The sequence below is a fragment of the Streptomyces sp. NBC_00354 genome, from assembly GCF_036106915.1.
Taxonomy (GTDB): Bacteria; Actinomycetota; Actinomycetes; order Streptomycetales; family Streptomycetaceae; genus Streptomyces.
Map to the genome: position 1 here is coordinate 6,949,371 of NZ_CP107983.1, position 25,639 is coordinate 6,975,009.

Consider the following 25,639-nt stretch of genomic DNA (forward strand, 5'->3'; position numbering starts at 1 on the left):
TGAGCCATGACGACGACGCAGAACACCGACGCCCCGGCCGCCGCCCCCGCTCCCGCCGCCAACCCCGTGCTCCGGGTGCCCCCGGCCACCCCGGCCGCGGCCGCCGCCTACTTCGCCGCGAGCCTCGCCTTCCACGCGGACGTGTCCGATGTCGCCGCCGCCTTCAAGGCCCACCGCGAGCAGGGCGCCGAGCTCGGCTTCCAGCTGATCGACTCCCGCTCCACCCCGGCCTGGGACCAGGCCCACGTGCCCGGCGCGATCCACCTGCCGACCGCCCTCATCCCCGAGCAGGCCGGGCAGCTCCTCGACAAGAGCCTTCCCGTGGTCACGTACTGCTGGGGCCCCGGCTGCAACGGAGGCGCCCGATCCGCCCTCGCCCTGGCCCGGCTCGGCTTCCAGGTGAAGGAGATGCTCGGCGGCATCGAGTACTGGATCCGGGAGGGCTTCGAGGTCGAGACCTGGCAGGGCAGCGAGCAGCGCGCCGAGGCGGACCCGCTGACCGCGCCGACCGATTCCGACGACTGCGGCTGCTGACGCTCCGATTCCGCCCGCGCCGGAACGCCGTACGGGCCGCCTGCTCCTTCGGGGAGCGGGCGGCCCGTACGCATGACTGCCGTCTGCCGTCTGCCGTCTGCCGTCTGCCGTCGGTCAGAGCTTCGACAGCTCGTCCACCAGGTCGTCCAGGCCCAGCGAGCCCTGCGACAGCGCCGCCATGTGCCACGCCTTCAGGTCGAAGGAGTCGCCGTGCGCGGCGCGGGCGTTGTCCCGCCCGAGCAGCCAGGCACGCTCGCCCAGCTTGTAGCCGATCGCCTGTCCCGGCATCGACAGGTAGCGGGTCAGCTCGCTCTCGATGAAGTCCGCCGGCCGGCCGTTGTGCAGGCCGAAGAACTCCTGCGCAAGGTCCACCGTCCAGCGCTCGCCCGGGTGGAACGGCGAATCCGCCGGGATCTCCAGGCCCAGGTGCATGCCGATGTCCACGATGACCCGCGCGGCGCGCATCATCTGGCAGTCCAGGTAGCCCAGGCGCTGCTCGGCGTCCTTGAGGTACCCCAGCTCGTCCATCAGGCGCTCCGCGTACAGCGCCCAGCCCTCGACGTTGGCGCTGACGAGGCCGACGCTGGCCTGGTAGCGGGAGAGCTGGTCCGCGACGTGCGTCCACTGCGCGAGCTGGAGGTGGTGGCCCGGAACGCCCTCGTGGTACCAGGTGGAGACCAGGTCGTACACCGGGAAGCGGGTCTGGCCCATCGTCGGCAGCCAGGTGCGCCCCGGACGGGAGAAGTCCTCCGACGGGTTGGTGTAGTACGGGGCCGCCGCGCCGCCCGGCGGGGCGATCATGGACTCCACGCGCTTCACGCGCTCGGCGAGCTCGAAGTGCGTGCCGTCGAGGTTCTCGATGGCCTCGTCCATGATGCCCTGCAGCCAGGCCTGGACCTCCTCGACGCCCTCGATGTGGGTGCCGTGCTCGTCGAGGTGCTTCAGCGCCTCCCAAGGACCGGCGCCCGGCAGGATCTTGGCCGCCTCGGCCTTCATCTCGGCGAGGAGGCGGTGGTATTCCGACCAGCCGTAGGCGTACGCCTCGTCCAGGTCCAGGTCCGTGCCGTTGAAGTACCGCGACCAGCGGGCGTAGCGCTCGCGGCCCACCGGGTCCGGGGCGCCGGCGACGGCGGGTGCGTACACGTCGCGCACCCAGTCGCGGAGCCCGGCGAGGGCCGCGGTCGCCCCGGCGGCCGCCTCCTCCAGCCCGGAGCGCAGCGACTCCGGGCCGCGGGACGCGAATTCGCCGAAGAAGCTCTCGCCGTCGCCGCCCTCGCCCACCCAGGTGGTGAGCTGGCCGATGAAGGTCTCGGTGGCGCGCGGGCCTCCGTACAGCCCGCGGTCCAGGCCGAGTCCGAGGCTCTCGCGGTAGCCGGCGAGGGCGGCAGGGACCGCCCGCAGCCGCTCGGTGATCGCCGCCCAGTCCTCGTCCGTGTCGGCCGGGGTGAGGGCGAAGACGTCGCGGACGGAGTGCGCGGGCGAGTGGATGTTGCTGACGGCCCGCAGGTCCTCGTCCGCCTCGTACACGGCGAGTTCGGCGGTGAGGCGCTCGCGCAGCAGGCGGGCGCAGCGGCGCTCGGCGTCGCTGTCCGCGCCGGGGAGCCGCTCGGCGGCGTCGAGGCGGGCGAGGGTGGAGCGGGACAGGTCGGCGGCGGCCGCACGGCCGGCCGGGGAGAAGTCCGGGAGCCGGCTGGAGCTCGCGGCGACACCGAGATAGGTGCCCGTGATCGGATCGATGGCGATGAGGTCGTCGACATAGGCGTCGGCGACCTGGCGGGGCAGCCGGGAGGCGCTGTCGCTGCGAAGGGTCTCTGACATGCGGCCATCTTCGTACGGCGGACCGCCCCGCGTCATCACCGTTCGCTGTCAGCCTCCTGACGTGCGCGGGGGCGGCGGACCCGGCCCCTGCTCCCGCACCGTCGAGCGGGTCCGTCCGGGGGCGACTTCACGCCACCCGGCCGGATCCCGCTGGGGCGGGGTCAGCGCGGGTGGTTCTGCTGCCCGTACGGGTGCTGCGCGCGGGGCAGTTCATACGGGACGCGGGAGACGATCGGCGTGGCGTCCAGCCGGGCCGTGATCACCAGGGTGCCCTCCTCGATCTGGTAGTCGAGCGGGAGGCCGAGGCCGCGCATGGCCGCGACCATGCCGGTGTTGGCGGCCCGGGTGACGGCGTACACGCTGTCGCAGCCGGTCTCGACGGCCATCGCGATCAGGCGCCGCAGCAGCTCGGAGCCGATGCCGCGGCGCTGCCAGTCGTCCTCGATCAGGAGCGCGACCTCGGTCTCGTCCCCGTCCCACAGCAGGTGGCCGAGGGCGACGAGCTTGCCGGAGGCCGTGGTGGCGGCGAGGGTACGGCCGAAGCGGGGGCTCAGCAGGTGGCCGAGGTAGCGGTCGGCGTCGGCGACGGGCCCGTGGTAGCGCAGGCCCAGGGTGCGCTCGGAGCAGCGGTCGTGCATCGCGCGGGCGGCGGCGAGGTCGGAGCCGTCGGCGCGGCGCACGGTGATCTCGTTGCCCTCGGGCAGGGTCAGCACGTCCTGGCGGCGCGGGACGCGCGGGCCGAGCCGGGTGTCGAGCTCGACGAGGGCGCGGGCGCGGGCGAACTCGGTCGGGGTGAAGGGCAGGTGGGGGCGCTCCACGGTGATGGCACCGCCCGAGGGGTCGCGCAGCCGCATCACCGTCGCCTCCAGGACGCCCTCGACCGGGGCGTCGGCGGCCGCGTTGGGGCGGCCGGAGAGGGTGGTGGCCGGGATCGAGTGGATGGTGCAGCGGCCGAGCAGCTGGCGCAGCGCGAGGGGCAGCTCGGCGGCGTCCAGGGCGGTGCGGGTGGCCAGGCCCAGGACGCGGGTCGGGGTGTCGACCAGGTCGTGCGCGTCGGCGCGCTCGATCCAGGTGCTGTGGCCGCCGGCGCCGGCGATGGCACGGGTGAGGTCGGCGGAGGCCAGCTGCTGCGGGGAGCGCAGCAGGAACTCGTCGACGGTGCCGCCCTCGGGGAGCGGGTGGGTCTGCAGGGTCAGGATGTCGACGCCGCGGTGGGCGAGCGCGGTGCACACGGCGGCGAGGCTGCCGGGCTCGTCCCGTACGGTCGTCCGCATCCGCCACAGGGTGGTGGTGGCACCGGTCGCGGTCTCCGATGCGGACTCCGACGTGGAGCCGGACTGCGCCCCGGCCCGGACCGCGCCGGGGGCGGTATCGGAGGGCGCTGTACTGAGCGGCGGCGGCGCATGGCTGTGGCGGCGTGCCCACCAGGTGTGGAACGCCGCCGTGACCAGGAGTGCGACGGCCGAGGCGACGAGCAGGATCGGGCCCCGCGGGCCGTGTGCGACGAGATTGGCGATGCCGTCGGCGACCGCGACTGCGCAGAACAGCGCGGCCAGTTCGACGATGTCGCGGCGCCAGTGGTGGCGGTGGTGGCGGTGTGCGGGGGTGTGGATGCGTTCAGTCATGCATGCCACTGTGGCGCAGGGGTGTTGCGTGATCACGAACGATCTGTGACCGACTGGTTAAGTATCCGTCTGGCCGATTTCGCCCTGTTTTCCGGCGGGATTCCGGGATCCGGAATCCCGCCGGCCGCCGGACGTGCAGTCCTACTGGCCCACGCGCCCGGGCCGGAGCGTCGTGGTGAAGAGAACGCCGCCGCCCTGGCGGCGCAACCGGACGGTGAGCTCCCCGCACTCGCCGTCGATGTCGACCTCCCCGTAGTACGGGGGGTTCTCGGACGGTGACATGTTGGCGAGCGGGGCCGACTGGACGTACGCGGTCTCGGGCCCGAACGTGGCGTCCAGCTTCCCGGCGGGGAACCCGCCCGCGCCGACGGGACCGGATACGAACTCCCAGAACGGCGCGAAGTCGGTGAAGGCGGCCCGCTCGGGGGCGTAGTGGTTCGCGGCCGTGTAGTGGACATCGGCGGTGAGCCAGAGGGTGCCCGTGATGCGCTGGTGCTTGATGTGGCGCAGGAGTTCGGCGATCTGCAGCTCGCGGCCGAGCGGGGCGCCAGGGTCGCCCTGGGCGACGGCCTCGAAGTTCGCGGTCCCGTCGGCTACGACGATGCCCAGCGGCATGTCCGCCGCGATGACCTTCCATGTGGCGCGGGAGCGCGACAGCTCGCGCTTGATCCAGGCCAGCTGCTCCTGGCCGAGGATGCCGATCGGGTCCACGGTCTGGCGGCCGGGGGAGTTGGCGTCGCGGTAGGTGCGCATGTCGAGGACGAAGACGTCGAGCAGCGGCCCGTACCGCATCACCCGGTACATCCGGCCCTCGGCGCGGCCGCCGCGGAGGTCGGTGACGGGGAAGTACTCACCGAAGGCCTGGCGGGCGCGGCCGGCGAGCGTATCGATGTCACGCACGGTGTAGCGGGGGTCGTCGATCACCTGACCGGGGTACCAGTTGTTGCGCACCTCGTGGTCGTCCCACTGGGCGAGGACCGGCACCTGGGCGTTGAAGTCGCGCAGGTTGCGATCGAGCAGGTTGTAGCGGAAGTTCCCGCGGAACTCGTCGAGGGTCTCGGCGACCTTCGCCTTCTCCTCGGTGGTGATGTTGCGCCAGATGCTGCCGTCGCGCAGGGGGACGGAGGCCTGGATCGGCCCGTCGGCGTAGATCGTGTCCCCGCTGAAGAGGAAGAAGTCGGGGTCGCGCTGCCGCATCTCGTCGAAGACGCGGTACCCGCCGAGGTCCGGGTTGATGCCCCAGCCCTGGCCCGCGAGGTCCCCCGACCACAGGAAGCGCACGTCGTGGCGGCGGGAGACGGGGGTGGTCCGGAAGGTGCCGCGCACCGGCTCGCCCGAACGGCGCGGGTCGTCGGGGTCGGCCAGGATCACCCGGTAGTGGATCTGCTGCCCGGGCGGGAGGTCGCGCAGGGTGGTGGTGCCGGTGAAGTCGGTGGCGGGGCCGAGGAACGGACCGCCGTGGCGCCGGACGCCGTAGCGGAACGACTCGCTCGGGGAGGTCTCGACGTACATCCGCGCCGGCCGGTCGGAGCGCGTCCAGACGGTGGCCGAGTGCGCGGTGATCTCACCGGACTGGGTGCCCCACGGTGCGCTCGGGCGCCCGGAGCGGGTGAACGCCGGGGCGCTGACGGGCGCGGCGAGCGCGGGCGCGGCCAGCGCGCCGGACAGGGCGAGGCCCATCGGCACGGCGAGTGAACCGCCGAGCAGGGACCGTCGGGAGTGCGGAATCGGTGCCATCGGAGCGTCTCCAGGGGCCGGCGGGGACGGGTCGGACCAGTGTGCCGCCGCACACCGGCCCGCCCGCGTCGCGCAACCGAACCGTGGATGAACAGCCGTCAGCCGCTCAGCCCACCTGGCTGGTTGTGGCGCGCACCGTGTCCAGAACCACACGGGAGACCAGCGCCGGGTCGTCGTTCATCGGGACGTGACCGCATCCGCGGAGCCGGATCAGCCGGGCGTCGGGCACCGCGCGCTTGGCGCGTACGCCCTGGCGCGGCAGGAGCAGCCGGTCGCGGGAGCCCCAGGCGATGGTGACCGGCAGGCCGGGCACGTCCGAGGTGAACCGTACGGAGCGGCCCGCGGCCAGGGTCTCGTCGAAGCCGGTCGCCTCGCGCAGGGCGAGCGTCTCGGCGACCACCGCCTCCGGTGAACGGCGGGCCGGGTGGGCGTAGATGGTGCCGGTCAGCGCGGCCCGGCCGGCGGCGCTGCGCGAGAGCCGCTCCAGGGTGGAGTGGGGCAGCGTGAGCGCGCCGACGCGCATCGCGCGGAGGGTGGCGAAGGCGTATTTGCGCTCGGCCTCGGTCCAGAAGCCGGCGGGGGAGAGCGCGGTGACCGAGCGGACCAGGTTGTTGCGGCCCATCTCGAGCGCGAGGAGGCCGCCGAGGGAGTTGCCGACGACGTGCGGGCGCTCGACGCCGAGGGCCGAGCAGAGCGCACCGAGTGCGGGGACGAAGGTTCCGAGGTCGTACGGCACCCCCTTGGGCAGGGGCTCCGAGACGCCGAAGCCGGGGAGGTCGACGGCGATCACGTCGTGCTCGGCGGCCAGGATGTCGATCACCGGGTGCCAGGCCTGGAGGTGGTGGCCGATGCCGTGCAGCAGGAGAAGCGGTGCGCCGGCGCCCTTGCGCTCGTAGGCGACGGTGGCGGTGCGGGGGCCCAGCGGCGATTCGATCGGGAAGGAGACCGTGGCGGTCATGCTGCTCCTCGTCGGGTGGACGCGTGTGAGACAGGCTGTCAGTAATGCCTGAGGTCATGATTACCGCCCGGTAGCCCGCTACGACAAGCCTCCGGCGGATGTCGGAGTGCGTGTCGGAGTGCGTGTCGGCGTGCCTGACGGAGTGCCCGTCGGAGTGAGCGAGAACATCGCATGAACGGCTTGATACGTATGCCCGATCTGCCCGGTAAAGGGGTGAGGATTGGTCTTGACCAAGGGGGTGTGCCGTCCTATCGTCGCAGGGATAGTGCAGGAACCTTTAATAAACAAAGGCGCGGAACTGCCGCTGGAACACGGCGATTGCAGCGATGGCAGGAGGAGTCAGGGTGGGGACCACGCAGCTCGAAACGGTGCCGGAGCCGAAGTACTGGCACCTCAAGACCGTCCTCAGCGAGGCGCTCGACCGCGACTTCTCCGTGGGCGAGGTCCTGCCGAACGAGCGTGAGCTCGCAGCCCGCTTCGGAGTCGCCCGCGCGACCCTGCGGCAGGCCCTGGAACAGCTCGAACTCGAAGGCCGCCTGCAGCGCCGCCGCGGCGTCGGCACCACCGTCGCCCCGCCGCGGGTCGGCGTGGCCGTCGGCAGCACGGGGCACAGCTGGCCCGGCGAAAGCGCCGACGGCTGGGAGATCGTGGACGTGGCCGGGGCCGTCCTGCCGTCCGCCGCCGTCCTGAAGCTTCTCGGCGGCGCCGCCGACCAGCCCGTGCACACCGTGCGCCGGAGCCGGGTCTCCCACGGCCAGGCCGTCGCCGCCGAGCTGCTGTACGTGCCGGCCGCCTCCGTGCCCGGCCTCTCCGCCATCGACGGCCCGGCCGGACCCGCCCGGGCCCGCGCCGTGCTTCGCGAGCTCCAGCGGCTCGCCCTGGACGGCCAGGACCGCTCGGTGGAACTCGGCTCGGCGCGTGCCGACGACGCCAAGGAACTGGACCGGCTGCCGGGCGCCCCGGTGCTGGTCGTCACCACCCGCTACTTCACCGCCGCGGGAACGGCCGCCGTCTCGGTCGCCACGTACCGCGCGGACACCTGCCGCCTGACCTTCGGCGACACGGGAGACGTGGAGATCACCCACGAAGCCCGCGTCGCCTCCTGACTCCCGCGCCCCGGAACGGCCCTGCCCCCGCACCAACGGGAACAGGGCCGTTCAGCGTTTCCGGCTACCCGGGCTACCGGGGCTACCGGGCTTCGGGGCTACCGGCCCCCGGCGGGCCGACACCCGAGGGCCCGGGTGGCGAGGGGCCGGGCTCTTCCGGCCGTGACTGCGGGACCTGACAGGGACGGAGTCAGCGGCGGGCCGGGGAGCCGGCGGTGGACCGGCGCCCAGGGCCGCTCGGCGGTGGCTGCGGCTGCTCGCTCGGGCGCCGCCGGGCGGTAGTCGGCGCCGGACCGGAGGCCCAGAGCCCGGGCATCTCCCCGGCGGTGACCCCGGGAGCCGGCCGGGGCGCGGTCAGCGGCGGCGGGTTGTGACCGTTTTCTCCACCGCGAAGAGCTCTTCCTCCACATGGTCCAGCGCCAGGCGCAGGGCTCCGGTCGCCACCGCGGCCTCGCCGAGCAGGGACTGCGCCACGCGCGGCGGGCGCAGGCAGTAGCGCTCCAGTTCCCGGCGCAGGGGATCCAGCACCCCGTTCAGGCCGGCCGCCCAGCCGCCGACCACGACCAACTCCGGATCCATGGCCAGCACCAGCGCCGCCACATCGTGCACCAGCCGCTGGATGAAGCGCTCCACCGCAGCCACGGCCTGCTCGTCGCCCCGCTTGGCCATGGCGAACACCTCGGCCACCGCCTGCTCGTCCAGCGGATGCAGTGGTTCGCCGGTCATGGACAGCAGCTTCTCAGGCGTGACGTCGCGACCCAGCAGGTGCAGGGCACCGATCTCGCCGGCCGCCCCGCCGAACCCGCGGTGCAGCCGGCCCCCGATCAGGGAACCCGCCCCGGGGCTGAGCCCCGCCATCACGAACACCATGTCGTCGGTGTCCTGCGCGGCGCCCTTCCAGTGCTCGGCGACCGCGGCCGCATTGGCATCGTTCTCCACCTGTACCGGGCAGCGGAACGAGCGCCGCAGCCGCTCGCCGAGCGGCAGACCGGTCCAGCCGGGCAGGGCCGTGCCGAGGCGCACGGTGCCGTCCGCCTCCACGATGCCGGGGCTGCCGACGCCGACCGCCCGCAGGGAGTCGCGCGGCACGCCGGCCCGCCGCAGCAGATCGGCGACCGCCGCCCGCACCCGCTCGAGCCGCTCGTCGGCTGACGCCGTCTCGGCGACCTCCTTGGTGCCGGCGCCGATCACCCGCCCGTCCAGCCCGGACAGCAGCACCGCGATCCGGTGCGAGCCGATCTCGATGCCGAGGAGGTGCCCCGCCTCGGCCCGGAACCGGTAGCGCCTGGCCGGCCGCCCCTGGCGCCGCGCACCCTCCTCCGCGCCCGCCTCGACGACGAGCCCGGTCCCGATCAGCCCCTCGACCACGCCTTCGACGGTCGGCCGGGACAGACCGGTCACCCGGGTGAGGTCGGTGAGTGTCGGGGATTCCGCCGCCCGCAGCGCACGCAGCACCACGGCCGAATTGATCCGCCGGAGCAGAGAGGGATCCCCGCCGGTCAGCTGCCCCAACGTGTGTCCTCCCAGCTAGCGAGCTTGTCTGCCGGATGGTACTGCGCCCCCGGGGCTGGGGCGAGATCCAGCCCCCCCATCGGCCGGAACCGGCTGTTCCCTTCCGGCCGGGGCGACTCACGCCGGGGCGACGAATCCCGACTCGTACGCCGCGATCACGGCCTGGGTCCGGTCTCGTGCCCCCAGCTTGCCCAGAATTGCGCTCACATGGGACTTCACCGTCTCCGTGCCGACGATCAGCTCGCGGGCGATCTCGACGTTCGTCAGCCCTCGTGCCATCAGCCGCAGCACCGCCTCCTCCCGCTCGGTCAGCGCGGCCCGCTCCAGCACCGCCCGCGCCTGCCGGTTCCCGTACTCCGCGGCGAGGGCCCGTACGGCCGCGGGGAAGAGCAGCGTCTCGCCCTCCGCCACGAGCCGTACCGCGTGCACGATCTCGGAGGGGCGGGCCCGCTTCAGCAGGAACCCGTCCGCTCCGGCCCGCAGGGCCTGGTACACGTACTCGTCGTTCTCGAAGGTGGTCACCACGAGGATCTTCGGCGGGGAGTCCACGGTCCGCAGCACCGCCCGGGTCGCCTCGATCCCGTCGAGCAGCGGCATCCGCACGTCCATCGCCACCACGTCCGGCCTCAACTGCCGGACGAGCGGGACGACGGAGGCCCCGTCGGCCGCCTCACCCACCACTTCGATGTCGGGCTGGGCATCCAGGACGGCACGCAGACCCGCACGCACCAGAGGTTCGTCATCGACGAGCAGAACGGTAACCGGCATCCGGTCAGCGTATTCGCTCCAGCGGAAGCCGAGCGCGCACTCTCCAACCGCCCTCGAACGGCCCGGTCTCGGCCTCTCCGCCGAGCAGTGCGGCCCGCTCCCGCATCCCGCGCAGCCCGCTCCCCCTGCCCGGGACGAAGGCGGGTCCCTCCGGCAGCGGGTTCGTCACCTCCATGTCCAGCCTGCCGACGGCCATTTCCACCCGGACCCGCACAGGCACCGGACCGCAGTGCCGCAGCACGTTCGTGAGCGCCTCCTGCAGGATCCGGTAACCCTCCCGGGTGACCGGGCCCGGCAACTGCTCGAGCCGTCCCGTCAGTTGCGCGTCCACCTCCGCCCCCGAGGCACGGGCCGACTCCAGCAGCCGGTCGGCCTCAGCCAGCGTCGGCCGCTGCGAGGCGGGCTGCGGCGACTCTCTCAGGACCAGCAGGACCCGTTCCAGGTCCTCCAGAGCGACCCGGCCCGTCTCCTCGATCGCGCCCAGAGCCCGGTCGGTGAACTCCGGGTCGCCGGCGGCCCGGGCCGCGCCCGCCTGCAACACGGCAACCGTCAGGGCGTGTCCGATCGAATCGTGCAGCTCCCGCGCGATGCGGGTCCGCTCCAACAGCTGCTCGGTGCGGGCCTCCAGGGCGGTGAGCCGCTCGGCGGCGGAAGGCCCCAGCAGCCGGTGCGCGACGGAGGTGACCAGCTCGCCCAGCAGCACCACTATGACGATGAGAAGGACCAGCGGCACCGGAACGAGGAGCGCAGCGGCCCAACGCGGCAGGGCGAAGGGGATCATGAGGTCCGAGTTGAGCGGGTGTCCGAGCGCCGTCGTGATCAGTTCGACCGTCGTCGCCGGGAGCAATACGGTCGCGGCCATGGCGGCGAGCGCGATGACGAGGCGTGCCTCGAGCCACAGCAGCGTCCGCCACCGGTCGCCCCACCGCGCCGACGGCGCGGCACTGATGCCGCTGTCGGGGGTGCCGCGGTCGTGCGGCGTGAGCAGAAACTGGGCCTGCAGCCCCTCCGCGAGGCGCACCCACGGCACCAGGCCGAACGGTATGACGATGACCAACGGCATCCACGGCCACGCCGGCTTTATGAACATCCACAGGGCCAGCAGCAGCATGGGCACGCACAGATGCAACCAGCGTGAGTAGGTCACCGGTTGGAGCGGTGCACGGAGCAGTCGGTACATGCCTCCATCGTGGCAGTGCGCGGCTCGGCCGCGTCTCCCCCACGTGGGGGAGACGGCACCCTCGCACGGGGGAGGGAAGGGGGTGGGTCGGACGGCGAGTCTTGAGCCATGAACAGCATCGAGATCCGAGAACTGACCAAGGAATACGGCCGCACCCGGGCCGTGGACCACCTCACCTTCGACGTACTGCCCGGGCGGGTCACCGGATTCCTCGGCCCCAACGGAGCCGGGAAGTCCACCACGATGCGCCTGCTGCTGGGCCTGGACCGGATCACCTCGGGGACGGCCACCATCGGCGGCGCGCGGTTCACCGACTTCCCCGACCCGCTCCACCGGGTCGGCGCGCTCCTGGACGCACAGGCGGCCCACGGCGGGCGCACCGCCAGGGACCACCTCCGCATCCTCGCCGCCGCCGACCGCATCCCGGTGGGCCGGGTCGAAGAGGTGCTGGAGCAGGCAGGCATCGCGTCGGCGGCCGGGCGGCGGATCAAGACCTTCTCGCTCGGCATGCGCCAACGCCTCGGCATCGCCGCCGCGCTGCTGGGCGATCCCGCAGTGCTGCTGCTGGACGAGCCGACCAACGGCCTCGACCCCGAAGGCATCATCTGGATCCGCGAGCTGATGCGGAGCCTCGCGGCCGAAGGCCGCACGGTGCTCGTCTCCAGCCATCTGATGTCCGAGACCGCGGCGCTCGCCGACCACCTGGTCGTGCTCGGTCAGGGCAGGCTGCTGGCCGACTCCTCCATGGAGGAGTTCATCGAAGCCCGCAGCACCCCGAAGGTGCGCCTGCGTACCTCCGACCCGGACCGGCTACGGGCGGCCCTGGCCCGGGACGGCTTCGAGATGGCGAGAGCCGACGACGGGCGCTGGACCGTGGATGGCATACGCGCCGAGCAGCTCGGCGGCATGGCAGCGCGCGAGGGCATCCCCGTGCTGGAACTCTCCGACGAACGTGCCTCGCTGGAGCAGGCCTACCTCGACCTCACCGCCGACCACGCCCAGTTCGCCGCCACCCACTGACTTCACCTGATTCAGGAGGCTTCGCCATGAGCACCGCTCTGCCCACCGTCCCCGTCCTGCGCTCGGAATGGATCAAGATACGGTCCCTCCGCGGCACCTTCGGGGCGCTGATCGCCGTCTTCGCCGCGACCGTGGGGATCCAGGTGCTGGCGGCCGCGGCGACAGGCCAGGCCGAAGCCGGCGGCATGGGGGACGATCCGCTCATCGGGGCCTTCTACGGCGTCAACTTCGGCCAGATAGCGGCCTTCGCCTTCGGGGCGAGCGCGCTGTCCGCCGAGTTCCACAACGGCGCCCTGCGCACCTCGCTGACCGCGGTGCCGAACCGTACCCGCTTCTACCTGTCGAAGATCGCCGTGGTGGGCGTACTCGCCTTCGTGGTCGGCCAGGTCACCGGCCTTCTCACCTTCGTCCTGGGCCGGGTGCCGATGGGTCGGTACGCGCTCTCGCTGGGGGATCCGGGCACCCTCCGCGCCGTGTTCGGCAGCGGTGTGTACCTGATGCTCATGGCCCTGTTCGCGGCCGGGCTGACGGCGGTGCTGCGCAGTGCGGCGGTCGTGCTGAGTGTGCTCATACCCTTCGTCGTCATGGCTCCGTTCATCATCGGCCAGGCCGCCGGTGGTGCGGCCGAGTTCCTGCCGGACCAGGCGGGGCAGCTCGTCATGCACCTGGACTCCGCCGGTCGGCTGGGTCCGTGGAGCGGCCTCGGAGTGCTGGCGCTGTGGGCGCTGGCCGCGGTGGCCGGCGGCTGGACGGCGGTCCACCGGCGGGATGCGTGACGCCGAGCCAGTTGTCAGTGGGTCCCGGGATACTGACGGCATGACCACGGCAGAGCATCTCGACACGATCGACCGGCTCCGGACGCGTGACTTCCCCGAAGCCCGGGGCAGGTCCGAAGTGGGCACCAGCGGGCCCGGCTATCACCTCGCCGAGCTGGGCGGGAGCCGGTGGTACGGGGACGAGGACGCGGCCGACCGCCTGGCGCACGAGGACCAGGTGTCCGCCGAGTACGAGGCCCTGACCCAGCGGCTGGAGGAGCGGTGGGGGAAGCCCGACCGGTTCACGCTCGACAGCCTGAAGCTGCGGGCGGAGTCCGGGGAGGTGGAGCAGCCGTGGCAGGAGATCGGCGACACGAGCGAGCACCTGCACCTGTGGCGGGCAGGGGACCGCTGGGTCGCCGTCTACGAGGCCCGCTGGGGGGCCGACCACTCACCGCAGCTCATGGCCGCGGTGACCGTGATCGACCCGCCCTAGGGGGTTGCCTCGGCGGCCACGCGGAGGCGGGCGTACTCCTGGGCCATGGACTCTGCCGTCCAGTGGGCGTTGAGGCCGCTGGGGTTGGGGAGCGCCCAGATGCGGGTGGAGCCGATGGTCCGGTCCTGGGGGCCGATCTGGGCTTTTCGCTCGCCGAAGGCCGTGCGGTAGGCCGTGACCCCGACGACCGCGAGCCACTGCGGGCGCAGCTGTTCCACCTTGGCGGTCAGGATGCGGCCGCCCTCGCGGAACTCCTCGGCGCTCAGCTCGTCGGCCCGGGCCGTGGCGCGGGCGGCGACGTTGGTGATGCCGAGCCGGTGGGTCAGCAGCTCCTCCTGCTCCGCTGGAGCGAAGCGGCGCGGGGTGAAGCCGGACAGGTGCAGGACGGGCCAGAAACGGTTGCCGGGGCGGGCGAAGTGATGGCCCGTCGCGGCGGAGAGGAGACCCGGGTTGATCCCGCAGAACAGCACGCGCAGACCGCCCGCGACCACGTCCGGGATGACGCGGTCACGGGCGGCGCTCAGCTCTTCGGGGGTCAGAGGATCGACCCCGGCGTGTACCCGGCGGCCTCCGGGTGCTGCTTGGCGATCGCCTCGATACGGGAGACCACCGCGGCGACCTGGTCACCGGCGGCACCCGTGAAGGACAGCTTGTCGGCCATCAGGGCGTCGAGCTGGGCCCGGTCCAGCGGCATCCGCTCGTCGGCGGCCAGCTTGTCCAGCAGCTCGTTGCGCTCGGCGCCCTGCTCGCGCATGGCGAGCGCGGAGGCCACCGCGTGCTCCTTGATGACCTCGTGGGCGGCCTCGCGGCCGACACCCGCCCTCACCGCGCCCATCAGGACCTTGGTGGTCGCGAGGAACGGCAGGTAGCGGTCCAGCTCGCGGGCCACGACCGCCGGGAAGGCGCCGAACTCGTCGAGGACCGTCAGGAAGGTCTCCAGCAGGCCGTCGAAGGCGAAGAACGCGTCGGGCAGCGCCACCCGGCGGACCACGGAGCAGGAGACGTCGCCCTCGTTCCACTGGTCGCCGGCCAGCTCACCGGTCATCGAGGCGTAGCCGCGCAGGATGACCATCAGGCCGTTGACGCGCTCGCAGGAGCGGGTGTTCATCTTGTGCGGCATCGCGGAGGAGCCGACCTGGCCGGGCTTGAAGCCCTCGGTGACCAGCTCGTGGCCGGCCATCAGGCGGATCGTCTTCGCGATCGACGAGGGGGCGGCGGCCAGCTGCACCAGGGCGGTGACCACGTCGTAGTCGAGCGAGCGCGGGTATACCTGGCCGACCGAGGTGAAGGCCTGGGCGAAGCCGAGGTGGGTGGCGATCCGCTGCTCCAGGTCGGCCAGCTTGGCGGCGTCGCCGCCGAGCAGGTCGAGCATGTCCTGGGCGGTGCCGACCGGGCCCTTGATCCCGCGCAGCGGGTAGCGGCCGAGCAGGTCCTCCAGGCGGTCGTAGGCGACCAGCAGCTCGTCGGCCGCGGTGGCGAAGCGCTTGCCCAGGGTCGTCGCCTGCGCGGCGACGTTGTGGGAGCGTCCGGCCATGACCAGCTCGGCGTGCTCGCCGGCCAGCTTGCCGAGGCGGGCGAGGACGGCGACCGTGCGGTCGCGGGCCAGCTCCAGCGAGAGCCGGATCTGCAGCTGCTCGACGTTCTCGGTGAGGTCGCGGGAGGTCATGCCCTTGTGGACGTGCTCGTGGCCGGCGAGGGCGTTGAACTCCTCGATGCGGGCCTTCACGTCGTGCCGGGTGACCTTCTCGCGCTCGGCGATGGAGGCGAGGTCGACCGTCTCCAGGACGCGCTCGTAGTCGGCGAGGGCGGCGTCCGGGACGTCGATGCCGAGGTCCTTCTGGGCACGGAGCACGGCGAGCCACAGCCGCCGCTCCAGCGTCACCTTGTACTCGGGGGACCACAGGACGGCGAGCTCCGCGGAGGCGTAGCGGCCGGCCAGGACATTGGGGATGCGGGGCTTGGCTGTCACGTGTAGGGATTCTACTTGGGCCGCAGCTGTGCGTTTACGCAGGTGGCGACCCCGCCCCGGATTGTGCCTTGCTACGAGAGCCGCTCGCCCGCGGTGGCCTCGTACGGCAGCAGCTCCGGGCGCTTGGCCGGGCGGCCGTCCCCCGAGGAGCGGCCCGTCAGCCGGCGGCCGACCCAGGGCAGCAGGTGCTGCCGCGCGAAGCTCAGGTCCTGGGAGCGGCGTACGGCCCAGCCCGGGGGCACCGCGGGCGCGAGCTCGGCGCGCCAGTCCTGCTCGGGCGGCAGTCCCAGCGTCTGCCAGACCGCCTCCGCCACCCGGCGGTGGCCTTCGGCCGTCAGGTGCAGCCGGTCCACGTCCCACATGCGGGGGTCGGCCAGCACACCGGCCCCGTACAGGTCCACCACCAAGGCCCCGTTCCGGGCGGCCAGCTCCTCGATGATGCCGAAGAGCTCCTCCATGCGCGGCCGGAAGCGGTCCATCACCGGCCCGTTGCGCCCCGGGGAGCGCATCAGCACCAGCGTCCGGCACGTGGGGGCCAGCAACCCCACGGCCTCCTCCAGGTGCCCGCGCACCCGGCCCATGTCGACCTTCGGACGCAGGGCGTCGTTCAGGCCTCCCACCAGGGTCACCACATCGGCGCGCATCGCCGCCGCGACCGGGGCCTGATCCTCGGCGATCTGCCCGATCAGCTTCCCGCGGACCGCGAGGTTCGCGTACCGGAAGCCGGGCTCGCGCGCCGCGAGGCGGGCGGCCAGCAGATCGGCCCAGCCGCGGTAGGAGCCGTTGGGCAGCAGGTCGGACATGCCCTCGGTGAAGGAGTCGCCGACCGCGACGAAACTGGTGTAAGGCGCATTCATCTCCATGGCGGAGCGATGCTACCGCGCGGTAGTTCGGCCCCGCAGGGCCGGGGTACCGCGCGGTAGCAGCCGCGTCAGGCGGAGGCCGGCCTGCCGAACAGCTCGCGCAGCACGTCCTCCATCGTGACCAGGCCCGTCATCGCCCCGCCCGAACCCATGACCGCCGCCAGGTGCGTCCGGCTGCGCCGCATCGCGGTCAGCACGTCGTCCAGCGGCGTCTCGGCCCGCACCTGGGCGATCGGGCGCAGCACGGACACCGGGAACGGCTGGTCCCGCTCCGGTCCGTCCGCGTCCAGGGCGTCCTTGACGTGCAGGTATCCGAGGATCCTGGCCTGGGCGCCGATCACCGGGAAGCGGGAGTACCCGGACTCGGCCGACAGCCGCTCCAGTTCCGCCGGCGTGATGCCCTCGCGGGCCACCACGACCCCGTCCAGCGGCAGCACCACATCGGTGACCGGCCGCCGGCCCAGCTCCAGGGCGTCGTGCAGCCGCTCGCTCGCCCGGTCGTCGATCAGCCCGGCGTTGCTGGAGTCCTTCACGATCCGGGCCAGCTCGTCGTCCGTGAAGGTCGCCGCGACCTCGTCCTTCACCTCCACCCGCAGCAGCCGCAGCAGGAGGTTGGCGAAGGCGTTGATCGCGAAGATCACCGGCTTCAGCGCCCGGGCCAGGGTCACCAGCGGCGGGCCGAGCAGCAGCGCGGTGCGCACCGGCTCGGACAGGGCCACGTTCTTCGGCAGCATCTCGCCGAAGAGCATGTGCAGGTACGTCGCCAGCGCCAGGGCCACCACGAACGAGATCGCGTGTGTCAGCCCGGACGGCACCCCGAACAGGTCGAACAGCGGGGTCAGCAGGTGGGCGATGGCAGGCTCGGCCACCACACCGAGGACCAGGGTGCACAGCGTGATGCCGAGCTGCGCCGCCGCCATCAGCGCCGACAGGTGCTCCAGGCCCCACAGCACGGCGCGGGCCCGCCGGTCGCCCTGCTCGGCGTACGGCTCGATCTGGCTGCGCCGCACCGAGATCAGCGCGAACTCGGCGCCGACGAAGAAGGCGTTGACGACCAGGGTCGCCAGGCCGATCAGCAGTTGGAGCACCGTCATCGGGCTTCCTCCCCACCCATGTCCTGCGACGGCTCGACGGGCGCGTGCAGCAGCACCCGCGCCGCCCGCCGCCCGCTGGCGTCCACCACGTCGATCCGCCAGCCGCCCAGCTCCATGCTGTCGCCGACGGCCGGGATCCGGCCCAGCTCGGTCGCTATCAGCCCGGCCAGCGTCTCGTACGGGCCGTCCGGCACGCGCAGTCCGATCCGCTCCAGCTGGTCGGTGCGCGCGGCGCCGTCGGCGGAGTAGAGGCGGCGCCCGGAGGCGTCCGTACCGGCCGGGGCCAAGTCCGCGGTCTCGTGCGGGTCGTGCTCGTCGCGCACCTCGCCGACGACCTCCTCGACGATGTCCTCCAGGGTGACCACGCCGGCGGTGCCGCCGTACTCGTCGATCACCACGGCCATCGTCTGGCGGCCGGACAGCAGGTCCAGCAGTCGGTCCACGGTCAGCGACTCCGGCACCAGCAGCGGTTGGCGCAGCAGCTGGGAGACGGGCCGGCGGCGCCGTTCCTCGGCGTGCAGCGCGAGCACGTCCTTGATATGGACGGTGCCGACGACGGTGTCGAGGCTGCCCCGGTAGACCGGGAAGCGCGACAGACCGGTCGCCAGCGTCGCGTTCGCCACGTCCTCGGCGGTGGTGTGCACGTCGAGGGCGGTGACCTGGACGCGCGGGGTCATGACGTTCTCCGCGGTCAGGTCGGCCAGGTTCAGGGTCCGTACGAACAGCTCGGCGGTGTCCTTCTCCAGCGCGCCCGCCTTGGCGGAGTGCCGGGCCAGCGCCACCAGCTCCTGCGGGGTGCGCGCGGAGGCCAGCTCCTCGGCCGGCTCCATGCCGAACCGGCGGACCATGTGGTTCGCCGTGCTGTTCAGATGGCTGATGAACGGCCGGAAGGCGCGGCTGAAGACCCGTTGCATGGTGGCCACCCGTTTGGCGATGGCCAGCGGGGACGAGATCGCCCAGTTCTTGGGCACCAGCTCGCCGACGACCATCAGGACGACGGTCGACACCACCGTGCCCAGGATCAGGGCGGTGGAGGAAGCGGCGCCGGCCGACAGCCCCATGGCCTCGAAGGGGCCCTGGAGCAGGGCGGCGATCGACGGCTTGGAGATCATGCCGATGACCAGGCCGGTCACGGTGATGCCGAGCTGGGCGCCGGAGAGCTGGAACGTCAGGCTGCGCACGGCCGCCAGGGCGCTCTCGGCCCCGCGCTCACCGCGCTCGACGGCTTGGTCGAGCTCGCTGCGCTCGACGGTGGTCAGCGAGAACTCGGCCGCGACGAAGACTCCGCAGGCAAGGCAGAGCAGCAGCGCCACGAGGAGCAGGAGCACTTCGGTCATCGGTCGGTCACCTCCGTTCCATGATCAGTCAGGAGGAGGGGTATCGCGCGATGTCGGGTACTGGGGGGCTCGCCCATGGGCGGACGCTCACACCTTTCGATCGAGTCGGTCGGCTTGCTCCACAAGGGTAAAGGACGGGCAAAGAGATCGGATCATTCGTTTGGGGGAATGCACCCGGATGATGGGATCCGGACATGAGCGATCTTCACATCGGTCCCGCGTCGGCCGCCGATCTCACCGCCGCGCTCGACTTCTGGAAGACCGCTGCCGAGGGAACGAGTATCAGCGACGACCTCGCCGGGGTCGAGCAGCTCCACGCCCGCGATCCGCACGCCCTGCTGCTCGCCCGGCGCGAAGGCGAACTGGTGGGCACCGTGATCGCCGGCTTCGACGGCTGGCGCTGCCACCTCTACCGGCTCGCGGTTCACCCGGCACACCGCCGCCAGGGCATCGCATCGGCGCTGCTGGCCGCCGCGGAGGAGCGCTTCGAGGCGCTCGGCGGACGGCGTGCGGACGCCATGGTGCTGGACCGCAACGAGCAGGCGCACGGGGCGTGGGACGCGGCCGGGTACCACCGCCAGGACACCTGGACACGCTGGGTCAAGCCGCTGGGCGGCTGAGGCCCGGCGGGCCGGGCCCGGCCCGCCGGGCGCCGGACACCCCCTATGCGGGACCGCGGCGGGCGGAACCGATCACGCAGTACGAGGTGGGGAGGGCCGGTCCGCGCTCGGGCAGCCGGAAACTGCGGTACGAGACGACCCGGAAGCCGGCCGCCTCGATCGCGGCGGCTGGGTCCCGGGAGGTGTGGCACCCGCCGAAGAGGTGGGGCCACACGGTCCGGTCCAGCGTGCGCTGGGCGGCGGCCATGCCGCGGGTGGGCGCCCGGCCGTGCTCGAAGAAGCGGAGCTCGGCGTCGGGGCGCAGCACCCGGTGGAGCTCCGCGAGCGAGCGGGGCAGGTCCCGCACGGTGCACAGCACGAGGGAGGCGACGGCGGCGTCGAAGGCCTCGCTCTTGACCGGGAGGGCCTCGGCGACACCCGGTACGACGTCGACGGGTACCTCGGCGCGCAGGGCGGCGTCGGCCGCGAGCCGGCGCAGTCTCCGTTCCGGTTCGACGGCGACGACCTCGGAGACGGCGCGCGGGTAGTGGGCGAAGTTGAGGCCGTTGCCGGCGCCGATCTCGATGACCCGGCCGGACACCCCGTGCAGGAGTTCGCTGCGGAGGGCGGCGATGCCTCCGCGGGCATCGGCGGTGGTGCTGAACCGGGCGTAGAACCGGGCGAAGAGGGGGTGGCTGACGGAGTCCGGGTCTTGGTGCGGTGTGGCCATGGCGGGTCTCCGGGGCGGGGAGGGGGCGGGTGCGGTTGCCCTTCCGGGCTGTTCCCCGTCCCGGCGGCCCGCAAAACCGGCGCCGGCGGGCGGGACCGCCTCCCGCGGCCCCGCCGGGGCGCTCGTCGGGGACGGCCGTCCGCGTGTCGATTGAGTACGCGTACTCAGGAGCCCGGGACCTGCGGTGGGGACAATCGGGGGATCCGCCCCGCCCGCCGGGGCCCGCCCAGGGAAAAGTGGAGACCCAGTGACATCCCGTACCAGCCCCGCCGGCGCCGTGCTGCTCGCTGCAGGACTGCTCGCGCTGACCGCCTGCGGCACCACGGTGTCCGGGAGCGGCGCGGCAGCGGACCCGTCCCCGGTGCTGTCGCCCGGCCGGACCCCGGACTACGCCGCCGAGGCGGCAGCCGCGGTGGCCCGCCACGACAAGCTCTTCCCCGAGGTGGCGCAGTTGTGCGAGGGCGAGGAGCGTGCGGCCCCGACCGGGTCGGCCACGCCCGGTGAACTCCCCACGGACCCCGCAGCGGGCAAGTACGCGGAGAACCACGCGTACAAGAACGAGGCCACGCTCACGCCTGCGACCAAGTGCCGGGGCGACGCGCACGCCGCGCGGATCAAGAAGGCGCTGGGCGGCGAGGACGGGAAGGGCGGACCGAAGTCGAAGGAGGAGCTCAGCGGGCTCCTGACCGGGATGGGCTACGAGCCGGAGACCGGAAGCGTGTACGCATCGAGCACGGGCAACCTCTCGTTCGTCCTGTCGATTCCGGAGAGCGGGCCGTGTGTGACGGGCCATTTGACCCCGCCGATGAGCGTGAAGGCTCACGGGGTCTACATGGAGGGCGGCTGCAACGAGCCCCGCGGCGGCCACTGAACGCGCCGCTGCCGGAACGGCCCGGCGGGCCGGGTGGCGCCGCCGGGCCGATGAGGTCCGGGTCCGGGATCAGGGCTGCCAGGCCGTCAGGAACGACTCCGGGGACCAGGTGCCCGCGAGGGCGGGGGACAGCCAGGTGGGGGCCGCCGTACGGAAGGACTCCGGGGACAGGGACCCCGAAGCCTCCGGGACGGCGCCCAGCAGCGGGAGCCCGGAGGACGACGGGAGGTCCGCCAGGTTGCAGCGGCAGGCCAGGTCCGGCTCGGCCGGCCAGCTGCCGATGACCACGCCCAGGGCCTCCAGCTCCCGTGCCCGGAGGGCCTCGGCCGTCAGGGTCGTGGAGTTGAGGGTGCCGAGGGCCGCCGGGGCGACCACCAGCACCGGGGCGCCGAGGAGGCGGGCCGCATCGGCCAGCGTGTGGCCCGCCTCGTCGAAGCGGACCAGGAGGCCGCCCGCACCCTCCACCAGGACCAGGTCGTGGGAGCGGGCGAGCCGGTTCGCCGCCTCCGCGACGGCGCTCGGCGAGACCGTGGGCAGGCCCGCGCGGCGGGCCGCCGTGTCGGGGGCCAACGGCTCCGGGTAGCGGGCCAGTTCCACCGCCGTGACCGTGGGGCCGGCCAGGCGGACGGCTTCCGCCGCGTCGCCCGGCTCGGTCGCGTCCACGCCGGTCTGCGCGGGCTTGAGGACCGCCACCGAGCGGCCCGCCGCCACGGCGGCCGCCGCGATCGCCGACGTGACCACCGTCTTGCCGATCTCCGTGCCCGTGCCCGAGACCATGAGTACCGTCATGTCAGCCCTCCGCCGCCGCCGCGCACACCGCGCGGCAGATGCGGGCCACGTCGCCGTCGCCCGTGACGAACGGCGGCATCACGTAGATCAGGTCCCTGAACGGGCGCACCCACACGCCTTCGCGGACCGCCGCCCGGGTCGCCGCGGCCACGTCGACCTCGTGGGTCAGCTGGACCACGCCGATCGCGCCCAGGACGCGTACGTCCCGGACGCCGGGCAGGTCCTGCGCCGGGGCCAGGCCCGCCACGAGACCCGCCTCGATGCGCTTGACCTCACGCTGCCAGTCCTGGCCGAGCAGCAGGTCGATCGAAGCCAGCGCCACGGCCGTGGCGAGCGGGTTGCCCATGAACGTCGGCCCGTGCGCGAGGACCGGTACGGCGCCCTGGGAGATCCCGTCCGCCACCCGCTCCGTGCACAGCGTGGCCGCCAGCGTGAGGTAGCCGCCGGTCAGGGACTTGCCCAGGCACATCACGTCCGGGGTCATCCCCGCGTGGTCCGCCGCGAACAGGGCGCCGGTGCGGCCGAAGCCCGTCGCGATCTCGTCCAGGATGAGCAGGACGTCGTACTCGTCGCACAGTTCGCGCAGCACCCGCAGGTAGCCCGGGTTGTGGAAGCGCATGCCGCCCGCGCCCTGGACCACCGGTTCCACGATCACCGCGGCCAGCTCGTCCGCGTGCGCGGACAGCAGGGAGCGCAGGTGGTCGACGTACGCGGGGTCCACGGGCGCGTCGAAGCCGCTCGGCGGCACGTCGGCGAAGACCTGGCGCGGGAGGATCCCCGACCAGAGCTCGTGCATACCGCCCTCGGGGTCGCAGACCGCCATCGGCGTCCATGTGTCCCCGTGGTACCCGCCGCGCCAGGTCAGCAGCCTGGTCTTGCCGGGCCGGCCGATGGAACGCCAGTACTGGAGGCACATCTTCACCGCGACCTCGACCGAGACCGAGCCCGAGTCGGCGAGGAAGACGTGCTCCAGGCCGGGCGGGGTGATCTCCACCAGCCGGGCGGCCAGCCGGACGGCGGGCTCGTGGGTGAGCCCGCCGAACATCACGTGGGACATGCGGCCGAGCTGGTCGGTCACGGCCTCGTTCAGTACCGGGTGGTTGTAGCCGTGGATCGCCGACCACCAGGAGGACATGCCGTCGACCAGCTCGTCCTGTCCCTGGGAGGGCTCGGCCAGCCGCAGCCGGACGCCCGAGGCGGAGGAGACGACCAGCGGCTCCTGCCGCCCGGGCATGGGGCCGTACGGGTGCCAGACGTGCTGCCGGTCCAGCGCGAGCAGTTCCGCGGCCGGCATCGCGTGGTGCTGGTCAGGCATTGGGCGCGAGGTCCGTTCCCGCGCCCCGGCGGCGGACCGCCACCAGGCCCGGGCGGACCTCGCCCGCCGAAGCCTGAGCCGGCGCCTGAGCCGGCGCCTGGGCCGCCGCCTGTGCCGGGACGGCCTCGGGCTCGTGGCCCGAGCAGCCGCCGCACGCCGAGCCGCAGCCCGCCTCGGCCGCCGAGGAGCCGCACGGTCCGTGGGACGCGGCGGCCGCGGCCATCGCGTCCGCACGGTGCGCCGGGAGGGTCGTCGTACCGGCGCCCTCCACCTCGAAGCCGGCGTCCGCGATCATGTCGAGGTCGGCCTGGCCGGCCTGGCCCTCACTGGTGAGGTAGTCGCCGAGGAAGATCGAGTTCACCAGCTGGAGCGCCAGCGGCTGCATGGTGCGCAGGTGCACCTCGCGCCCGCCCGCGAGCCGGACCTCGATGTCGGGGCAGACGAACCGCACCATCGCGAGGATCCGGAGGCAGCGCTGCGGGGTGAGGTTCCACTCCTTGGCCAGCGGGGTGCCCTCGAACGGGATCAGGAAGTTGACCGGCACCGAGTCCGGGTCCAGCCCGCGCAGCGAGAAGACGACGTCGACCAGGTCCTCGTCGCTCTCGCCCATGCCCGCGATGAGACCGGAGCAGGCGGACAGGCCCGCCGCGTGCGCCTTCTGTACCGTGTCGACCCGGTCCGCGTAGGTGTGGGTCTTGGTGATCTGACCGTACGTGGCCTCGGAGGTGTTGAGGTTGTGGTTGTAGGCGTCGGCGCCCGCGTCCTTCAGGCGCTCGGCCTGGCCGTCCGAGAGCAGGCCGAGGCATGCGCACACCTCGACGCCCTCGTTCTGCTCCTTGATCGCCTCGATCGTCTTGCCGACCCGCTCCACGTCGCGGTCCGTCGGACCGCGCCCGCTCGCCACCAGGCAGACGCGCTTCGCGCCGCCCGCCACACCGGCCGCGGCGGCCTGGGAGGCCTCCTCCGGCTTCAGCCACGTGTACTTGAGGATCTCCGCCTTCGATCCCAGCCGCTGGGAACAGTAGGAGCAGTCCTCCGGGCAGAGCCCGGACTTCAGGTTGACCAGGTAGTTCAGCTTGACCCGACGCCCGAACCACTGGCGGCGCACCTTGCCGGCCGCGGCCACCACGTCGAGCAGTTCGTCGTCAGAGGTCGCCAGTACGGCGAGTGCCTCTTCGCGGGTCGGCAGCTCGCGCCGCAGCCCCTTGTCCACCAGGGTGTTCAGCAGGTCCATGACGCCGATCCTGGACCACACGACCACTCCCGGCCAAGGAGAGATCGCACAACATGGCCGGAACGGAGTGTGTGTATCGCCACACCTGGCACTCGGGTGACGGCCGTTAGGGTCAGGCACGCCTGTGGACAGCCGACAAAACACGAGGACCCGCCGATGCCCCAGCAGAGCCCCGAGCCCGATGACGTGTTCGCCTGGATCGACGACGCGGAGCGGGCGCGTGAGAAGGCCGGGCTGGTCCGGACGCTGCGCCCCCGCCCGGCCTCCTCGCCGCTGCTGGACCTCGCGAGCAACGACTACCTCGGCCTGTCCCGGCACCCCGAGACCGTGCGCGGCGCGCGCGAGGCGGCCGAGCGGTGGGGCGCCGGGGCCACGGGATCACGCCTGGTGACCGGTACGACCGAGCTCCATGCGGAGCTCGAGCGGGAACTCGCGGCCTTCTGCGGGTTCGAGGCCGCGCTCGTCCTGTCCTCCGGGTACGCCGCCAATCTGGCGGCCGTCACCGCGCTCAGCGACCGGGGCACCCTGGTCGTGTCCGACGCCGGCAACCACGCCTCGATCGTCGACGGCTGCCGGCTCTCCCGCGCCGGGACCGAGGTCATCTCGCACTCCGACCCGGAGGCCGCGCGCAAGACGCTCGCCACGCACGAGGGCAGGGCGCTGCTGGTCAGCGACTCGGTGTTCTCCGTGGACGGGGACGCTGCCCCGCTCGCGGCGTACGCGGCCGCCTGCCGGGAGGAGGGCGCGGCCCTGGTCGTGGACGACGCCCACGGGCTCGGCGTACTGGGGGTGGGCGGCCGCGGAGCCCTGCACGCGGCCGGACTCGCGGGCGCGCCGGGAGTGGTCGCCACCCTCACGCTCTCGAAGTCCCTGGGCAGCCAGGGCGGAGCGGTGCTCGGCCCGGCCAAGGTGATCCGGCACCTCGTCAACACGGCGCGGACCTTCATCTTCGACACCGGGCTGGCACCGGCCGCCGCGGGTGCGGCGCTGGCGAGCCTGCGCCTGCTCCAGCGGGAACCGGAGCGCGCCGGCCGGGCCCGCGAGGTGGCCGACCGGCTGTACGGGCGGCTCACCGCGTCCGGCCTGACCGCGGCCCGGCCGGACGCGGCCGTGGTGTCGGTACGGGCCCCGTCGGCTTCGGCGGCACTGCGCTGGGCCGCCGACTGCCGCGAGGCAGGTCTGTCCGTGGGATGCTTCCGTCCGCCGTCGGTGCCGGACGGCATCTCCCGGCTGCGGCTGACCGCACGGGCCGATCTCACGGGGGACGAGATCGACCGTGCCGTCGAGACGATCCTGGGGACCGCCCCGGCCGGAGCCACGGACCGCTAG

24 protein-coding genes are annotated in these 25,639 nt (G+C 73.1%); 8 read left to right on the forward strand and 16 right to left on the reverse strand.

The annotated features are described in order from the left end of the window. Positions 1–6: 6 nt before the first annotated feature. Positions 7–534: a rhodanese-like domain-containing protein gene (locus OHT74_RS31950; protein ID WP_328622070.1), complete on the forward strand. Its 528-nt coding sequence runs from the start codon at positions 7–9 to the stop codon at positions 532–534. A gap of 114 nt (positions 535–648) precedes the next feature. Here the strand turns inward: OHT74_RS31950 and OHT74_RS31955 are convergent, their stop codons facing one another. From OHT74_RS31955 to OHT74_RS31970, 4 genes are all read right to left on the reverse strand, one after another. Further along, positions 649–2,352: a DUF885 domain-containing protein gene (locus OHT74_RS31955; protein WP_328622071.1), complete on the reverse strand. Its 1,704-nt coding sequence runs from the start codon at positions 2,350–2,352 to the stop codon at positions 649–651. Positions 2,353–2,513: 161 nt separating this feature from the next. Next, positions 2,514–3,977 (reverse strand): GNAT family N-acetyltransferase, encoded by a 1,464-nt coding sequence (locus OHT74_RS31960; protein WP_328622072.1) that lies wholly within the window; start codon positions 3,975–3,977, stop codon positions 2,514–2,516. A 141-nt stretch (positions 3,978–4,118) separates the two neighbouring features. Continuing rightward, complete coding sequence (locus tag OHT74_RS31965; RefSeq protein WP_328622073.1) at positions 4,119–5,714, reverse strand: alkaline phosphatase D family protein; 1,596 nt, start codon at positions 5,712–5,714, stop codon at positions 4,119–4,121. A 106-nt stretch (positions 5,715–5,820) separates the two neighbouring features. Next, positions 5,821–6,672, reverse strand: a complete 852-nt coding sequence (locus tag OHT74_RS31970; protein WP_266669224.1) for an alpha/beta fold hydrolase — start codon at positions 6,670–6,672, stop codon at positions 5,821–5,823. A gap of 344 nt (positions 6,673–7,016) precedes the next feature. Here OHT74_RS31970 and OHT74_RS31975 point away from each other — a divergent pair, with 344 nt between their 5' ends. Beyond that, positions 7,017–7,778, forward strand: coding sequence for a GntR family transcriptional regulator (locus tag OHT74_RS31975; protein WP_266669226.1), 762 nt, complete (start codon positions 7,017–7,019; stop codon positions 7,776–7,778). 354 nt (positions 7,779–8,132) lie between these two features. Here the strand turns inward: OHT74_RS31975 and OHT74_RS31980 are convergent, their stop codons facing one another. The 3 genes from OHT74_RS31980 to OHT74_RS31990 all read right to left on the reverse strand — a co-directional run bounded on the left by OHT74_RS31980 (position 8,133) and on the right by OHT74_RS31990 (position 11,238). Further along, a complete protein-coding gene (locus tag OHT74_RS31980; RefSeq protein ID WP_267000784.1) occupies positions 8,133–9,290 on the reverse strand; it encodes an ROK family transcriptional regulator in 1,158 nt (385 codons plus the stop codon). Positions 9,291–9,407: 117 nt separating this feature from the next. Further along, entirely contained in the window at positions 9,408–10,058 is a 651-nt protein-coding gene (locus tag OHT74_RS31985) for a response regulator (RefSeq protein ID WP_266669230.1), read from the reverse strand. A gap of 4 nt (positions 10,059–10,062) precedes the next feature. After that, positions 10,063–11,238, reverse strand: coding sequence for a sensor histidine kinase (locus OHT74_RS31990; protein WP_328622074.1), 1,176 nt, complete (start codon positions 11,236–11,238; stop codon positions 10,063–10,065). Between the two features lie 108 nt (positions 11,239–11,346). On the opposite strand from OHT74_RS31990, the gene OHT74_RS31995 reads away from it, so the two are divergent. From OHT74_RS31995 to OHT74_RS32005, 3 genes are read left to right on the forward strand one after another with little or no spacing between them, the layout of a single operon-like run. Next, on the forward strand, positions 11,347–12,258 hold the full coding sequence (locus OHT74_RS31995) for an ABC transporter ATP-binding protein (protein WP_328622075.1): 912 nt from the start codon (positions 11,347–11,349) through the stop codon (positions 12,256–12,258). Positions 12,259–12,284: 26 nt separating this feature from the next. After that, complete coding sequence (locus tag OHT74_RS32000; protein ID WP_328622076.1) at positions 12,285–13,034, forward strand: ABC transporter permease; 750 nt, start codon at positions 12,285–12,287, stop codon at positions 13,032–13,034. A 40-nt stretch (positions 13,035–13,074) separates the two neighbouring features. Beyond that, on the forward strand, positions 13,075–13,509 hold the full coding sequence (locus OHT74_RS32005; protein WP_266669236.1) for a hypothetical protein: 435 nt from the start codon (positions 13,075–13,077) through the stop codon (positions 13,507–13,509). Here the strand turns inward: OHT74_RS32005 and mug are convergent. From mug to OHT74_RS32030, 5 genes are all read right to left on the reverse strand, one after another. Continuing rightward, positions 13,506–14,048, reverse strand: coding sequence for a G/U mismatch-specific DNA glycosylase (mug, locus tag OHT74_RS32010; RefSeq protein ID WP_328623435.1), 543 nt, complete (start codon positions 14,046–14,048; stop codon positions 13,506–13,508). The two genes, OHT74_RS32005 and mug, sit on opposite strands and share 4 nt — an antisense overlap. Further along, positions 14,045–15,478 carry an adenylosuccinate lyase gene (gene purB / locus OHT74_RS32015; protein WP_266669237.1) on the reverse strand — a complete coding sequence of 478 codons (1,434 nt, stop codon included), beginning with the start codon at positions 15,476–15,478 and terminating at the stop codon, positions 14,045–14,047. The genes mug and purB overlap by 4 nt, the downstream gene beginning before the upstream one ends. A 71-nt stretch (positions 15,479–15,549) precedes the next feature. After that, a complete protein-coding gene (locus OHT74_RS32020) occupies positions 15,550–16,341 on the reverse strand; it encodes an SGNH/GDSL hydrolase family protein (RefSeq protein ID WP_328622077.1) in 792 nt (263 codons plus the stop codon). Positions 16,342–16,409: 68 nt separating this feature from the next. Next, positions 16,410–17,435, reverse strand: a complete 1,026-nt coding sequence (locus tag OHT74_RS32025; protein WP_266669239.1) for a hemolysin family protein — start codon at positions 17,433–17,435, stop codon at positions 16,410–16,412. Beyond that, positions 17,432–18,772, reverse strand: coding sequence for a hemolysin family protein (locus OHT74_RS32030; RefSeq protein WP_328622078.1), 1,341 nt, complete (start codon positions 18,770–18,772; stop codon positions 17,432–17,434). Before OHT74_RS32030 ends, OHT74_RS32025 begins: the two co-directional genes overlap by 4 nt. Before the next feature lie 194 nt (positions 18,773–18,966). Here OHT74_RS32030 and OHT74_RS32035 point away from each other — a divergent pair, with 194 nt between their 5' ends. After that, entirely contained in the window at positions 18,967–19,392 is a 426-nt protein-coding gene (locus OHT74_RS32035; protein ID WP_266669241.1) for a GNAT family N-acetyltransferase, read from the forward strand. A 43-nt stretch (positions 19,393–19,435) separates the two neighbouring features. On the opposite strand, the gene OHT74_RS32040 is transcribed toward OHT74_RS32035, so the two are convergent. Beyond that, on the reverse strand, positions 19,436–20,101 hold the full coding sequence (locus tag OHT74_RS32040) for a class I SAM-dependent methyltransferase (RefSeq protein WP_328622079.1): 666 nt from the start codon (positions 20,099–20,101) through the stop codon (positions 19,436–19,438). A 247-nt stretch (positions 20,102–20,348) separates the two neighbouring features. On the opposite strand from OHT74_RS32040, the gene OHT74_RS32045 reads away from it, so the two are divergent. Beyond that, positions 20,349–20,972: a hypothetical protein gene (locus OHT74_RS32045; protein WP_328622080.1), complete on the forward strand. Its 624-nt coding sequence runs from the start codon at positions 20,349–20,351 to the stop codon at positions 20,970–20,972. 69 nt (positions 20,973–21,041) lie between these two features. Here OHT74_RS32045 and bioD read toward each other — a convergent pair whose 3' ends face one another. The 3 genes from bioD to bioB are packed head-to-tail and all read right to left on the reverse strand — an operon-like array spanning position 21,042 to position 24,310. Further along, a complete protein-coding gene (bioD, locus tag OHT74_RS32050) occupies positions 21,042–21,761 on the reverse strand; it encodes a dethiobiotin synthase (RefSeq protein ID WP_266669244.1) in 720 nt (239 codons plus the stop codon). A gap of 1 nt (position 21,762) precedes the next feature. Then, positions 21,763–23,076, reverse strand: coding sequence for an adenosylmethionine--8-amino-7-oxononanoate transaminase (locus OHT74_RS32055; RefSeq protein WP_266669245.1), 1,314 nt, complete (start codon positions 23,074–23,076; stop codon positions 21,763–21,765). Further along, a complete protein-coding gene (gene bioB / locus OHT74_RS32060) occupies positions 23,069–24,310 on the reverse strand; it encodes a biotin synthase BioB (RefSeq protein WP_328622081.1) in 1,242 nt (413 codons plus the stop codon). The genes OHT74_RS32055 and bioB overlap by 8 nt, the downstream gene beginning before the upstream one ends. Before the next feature lie 156 nt (positions 24,311–24,466). Between bioB and OHT74_RS32065 the strand changes: the two genes are divergently transcribed. Continuing rightward, entirely contained in the window at positions 24,467–25,639 is a 1,173-nt protein-coding gene (locus OHT74_RS32065) for an 8-amino-7-oxononanoate synthase (RefSeq protein ID WP_328622082.1), read from the forward strand.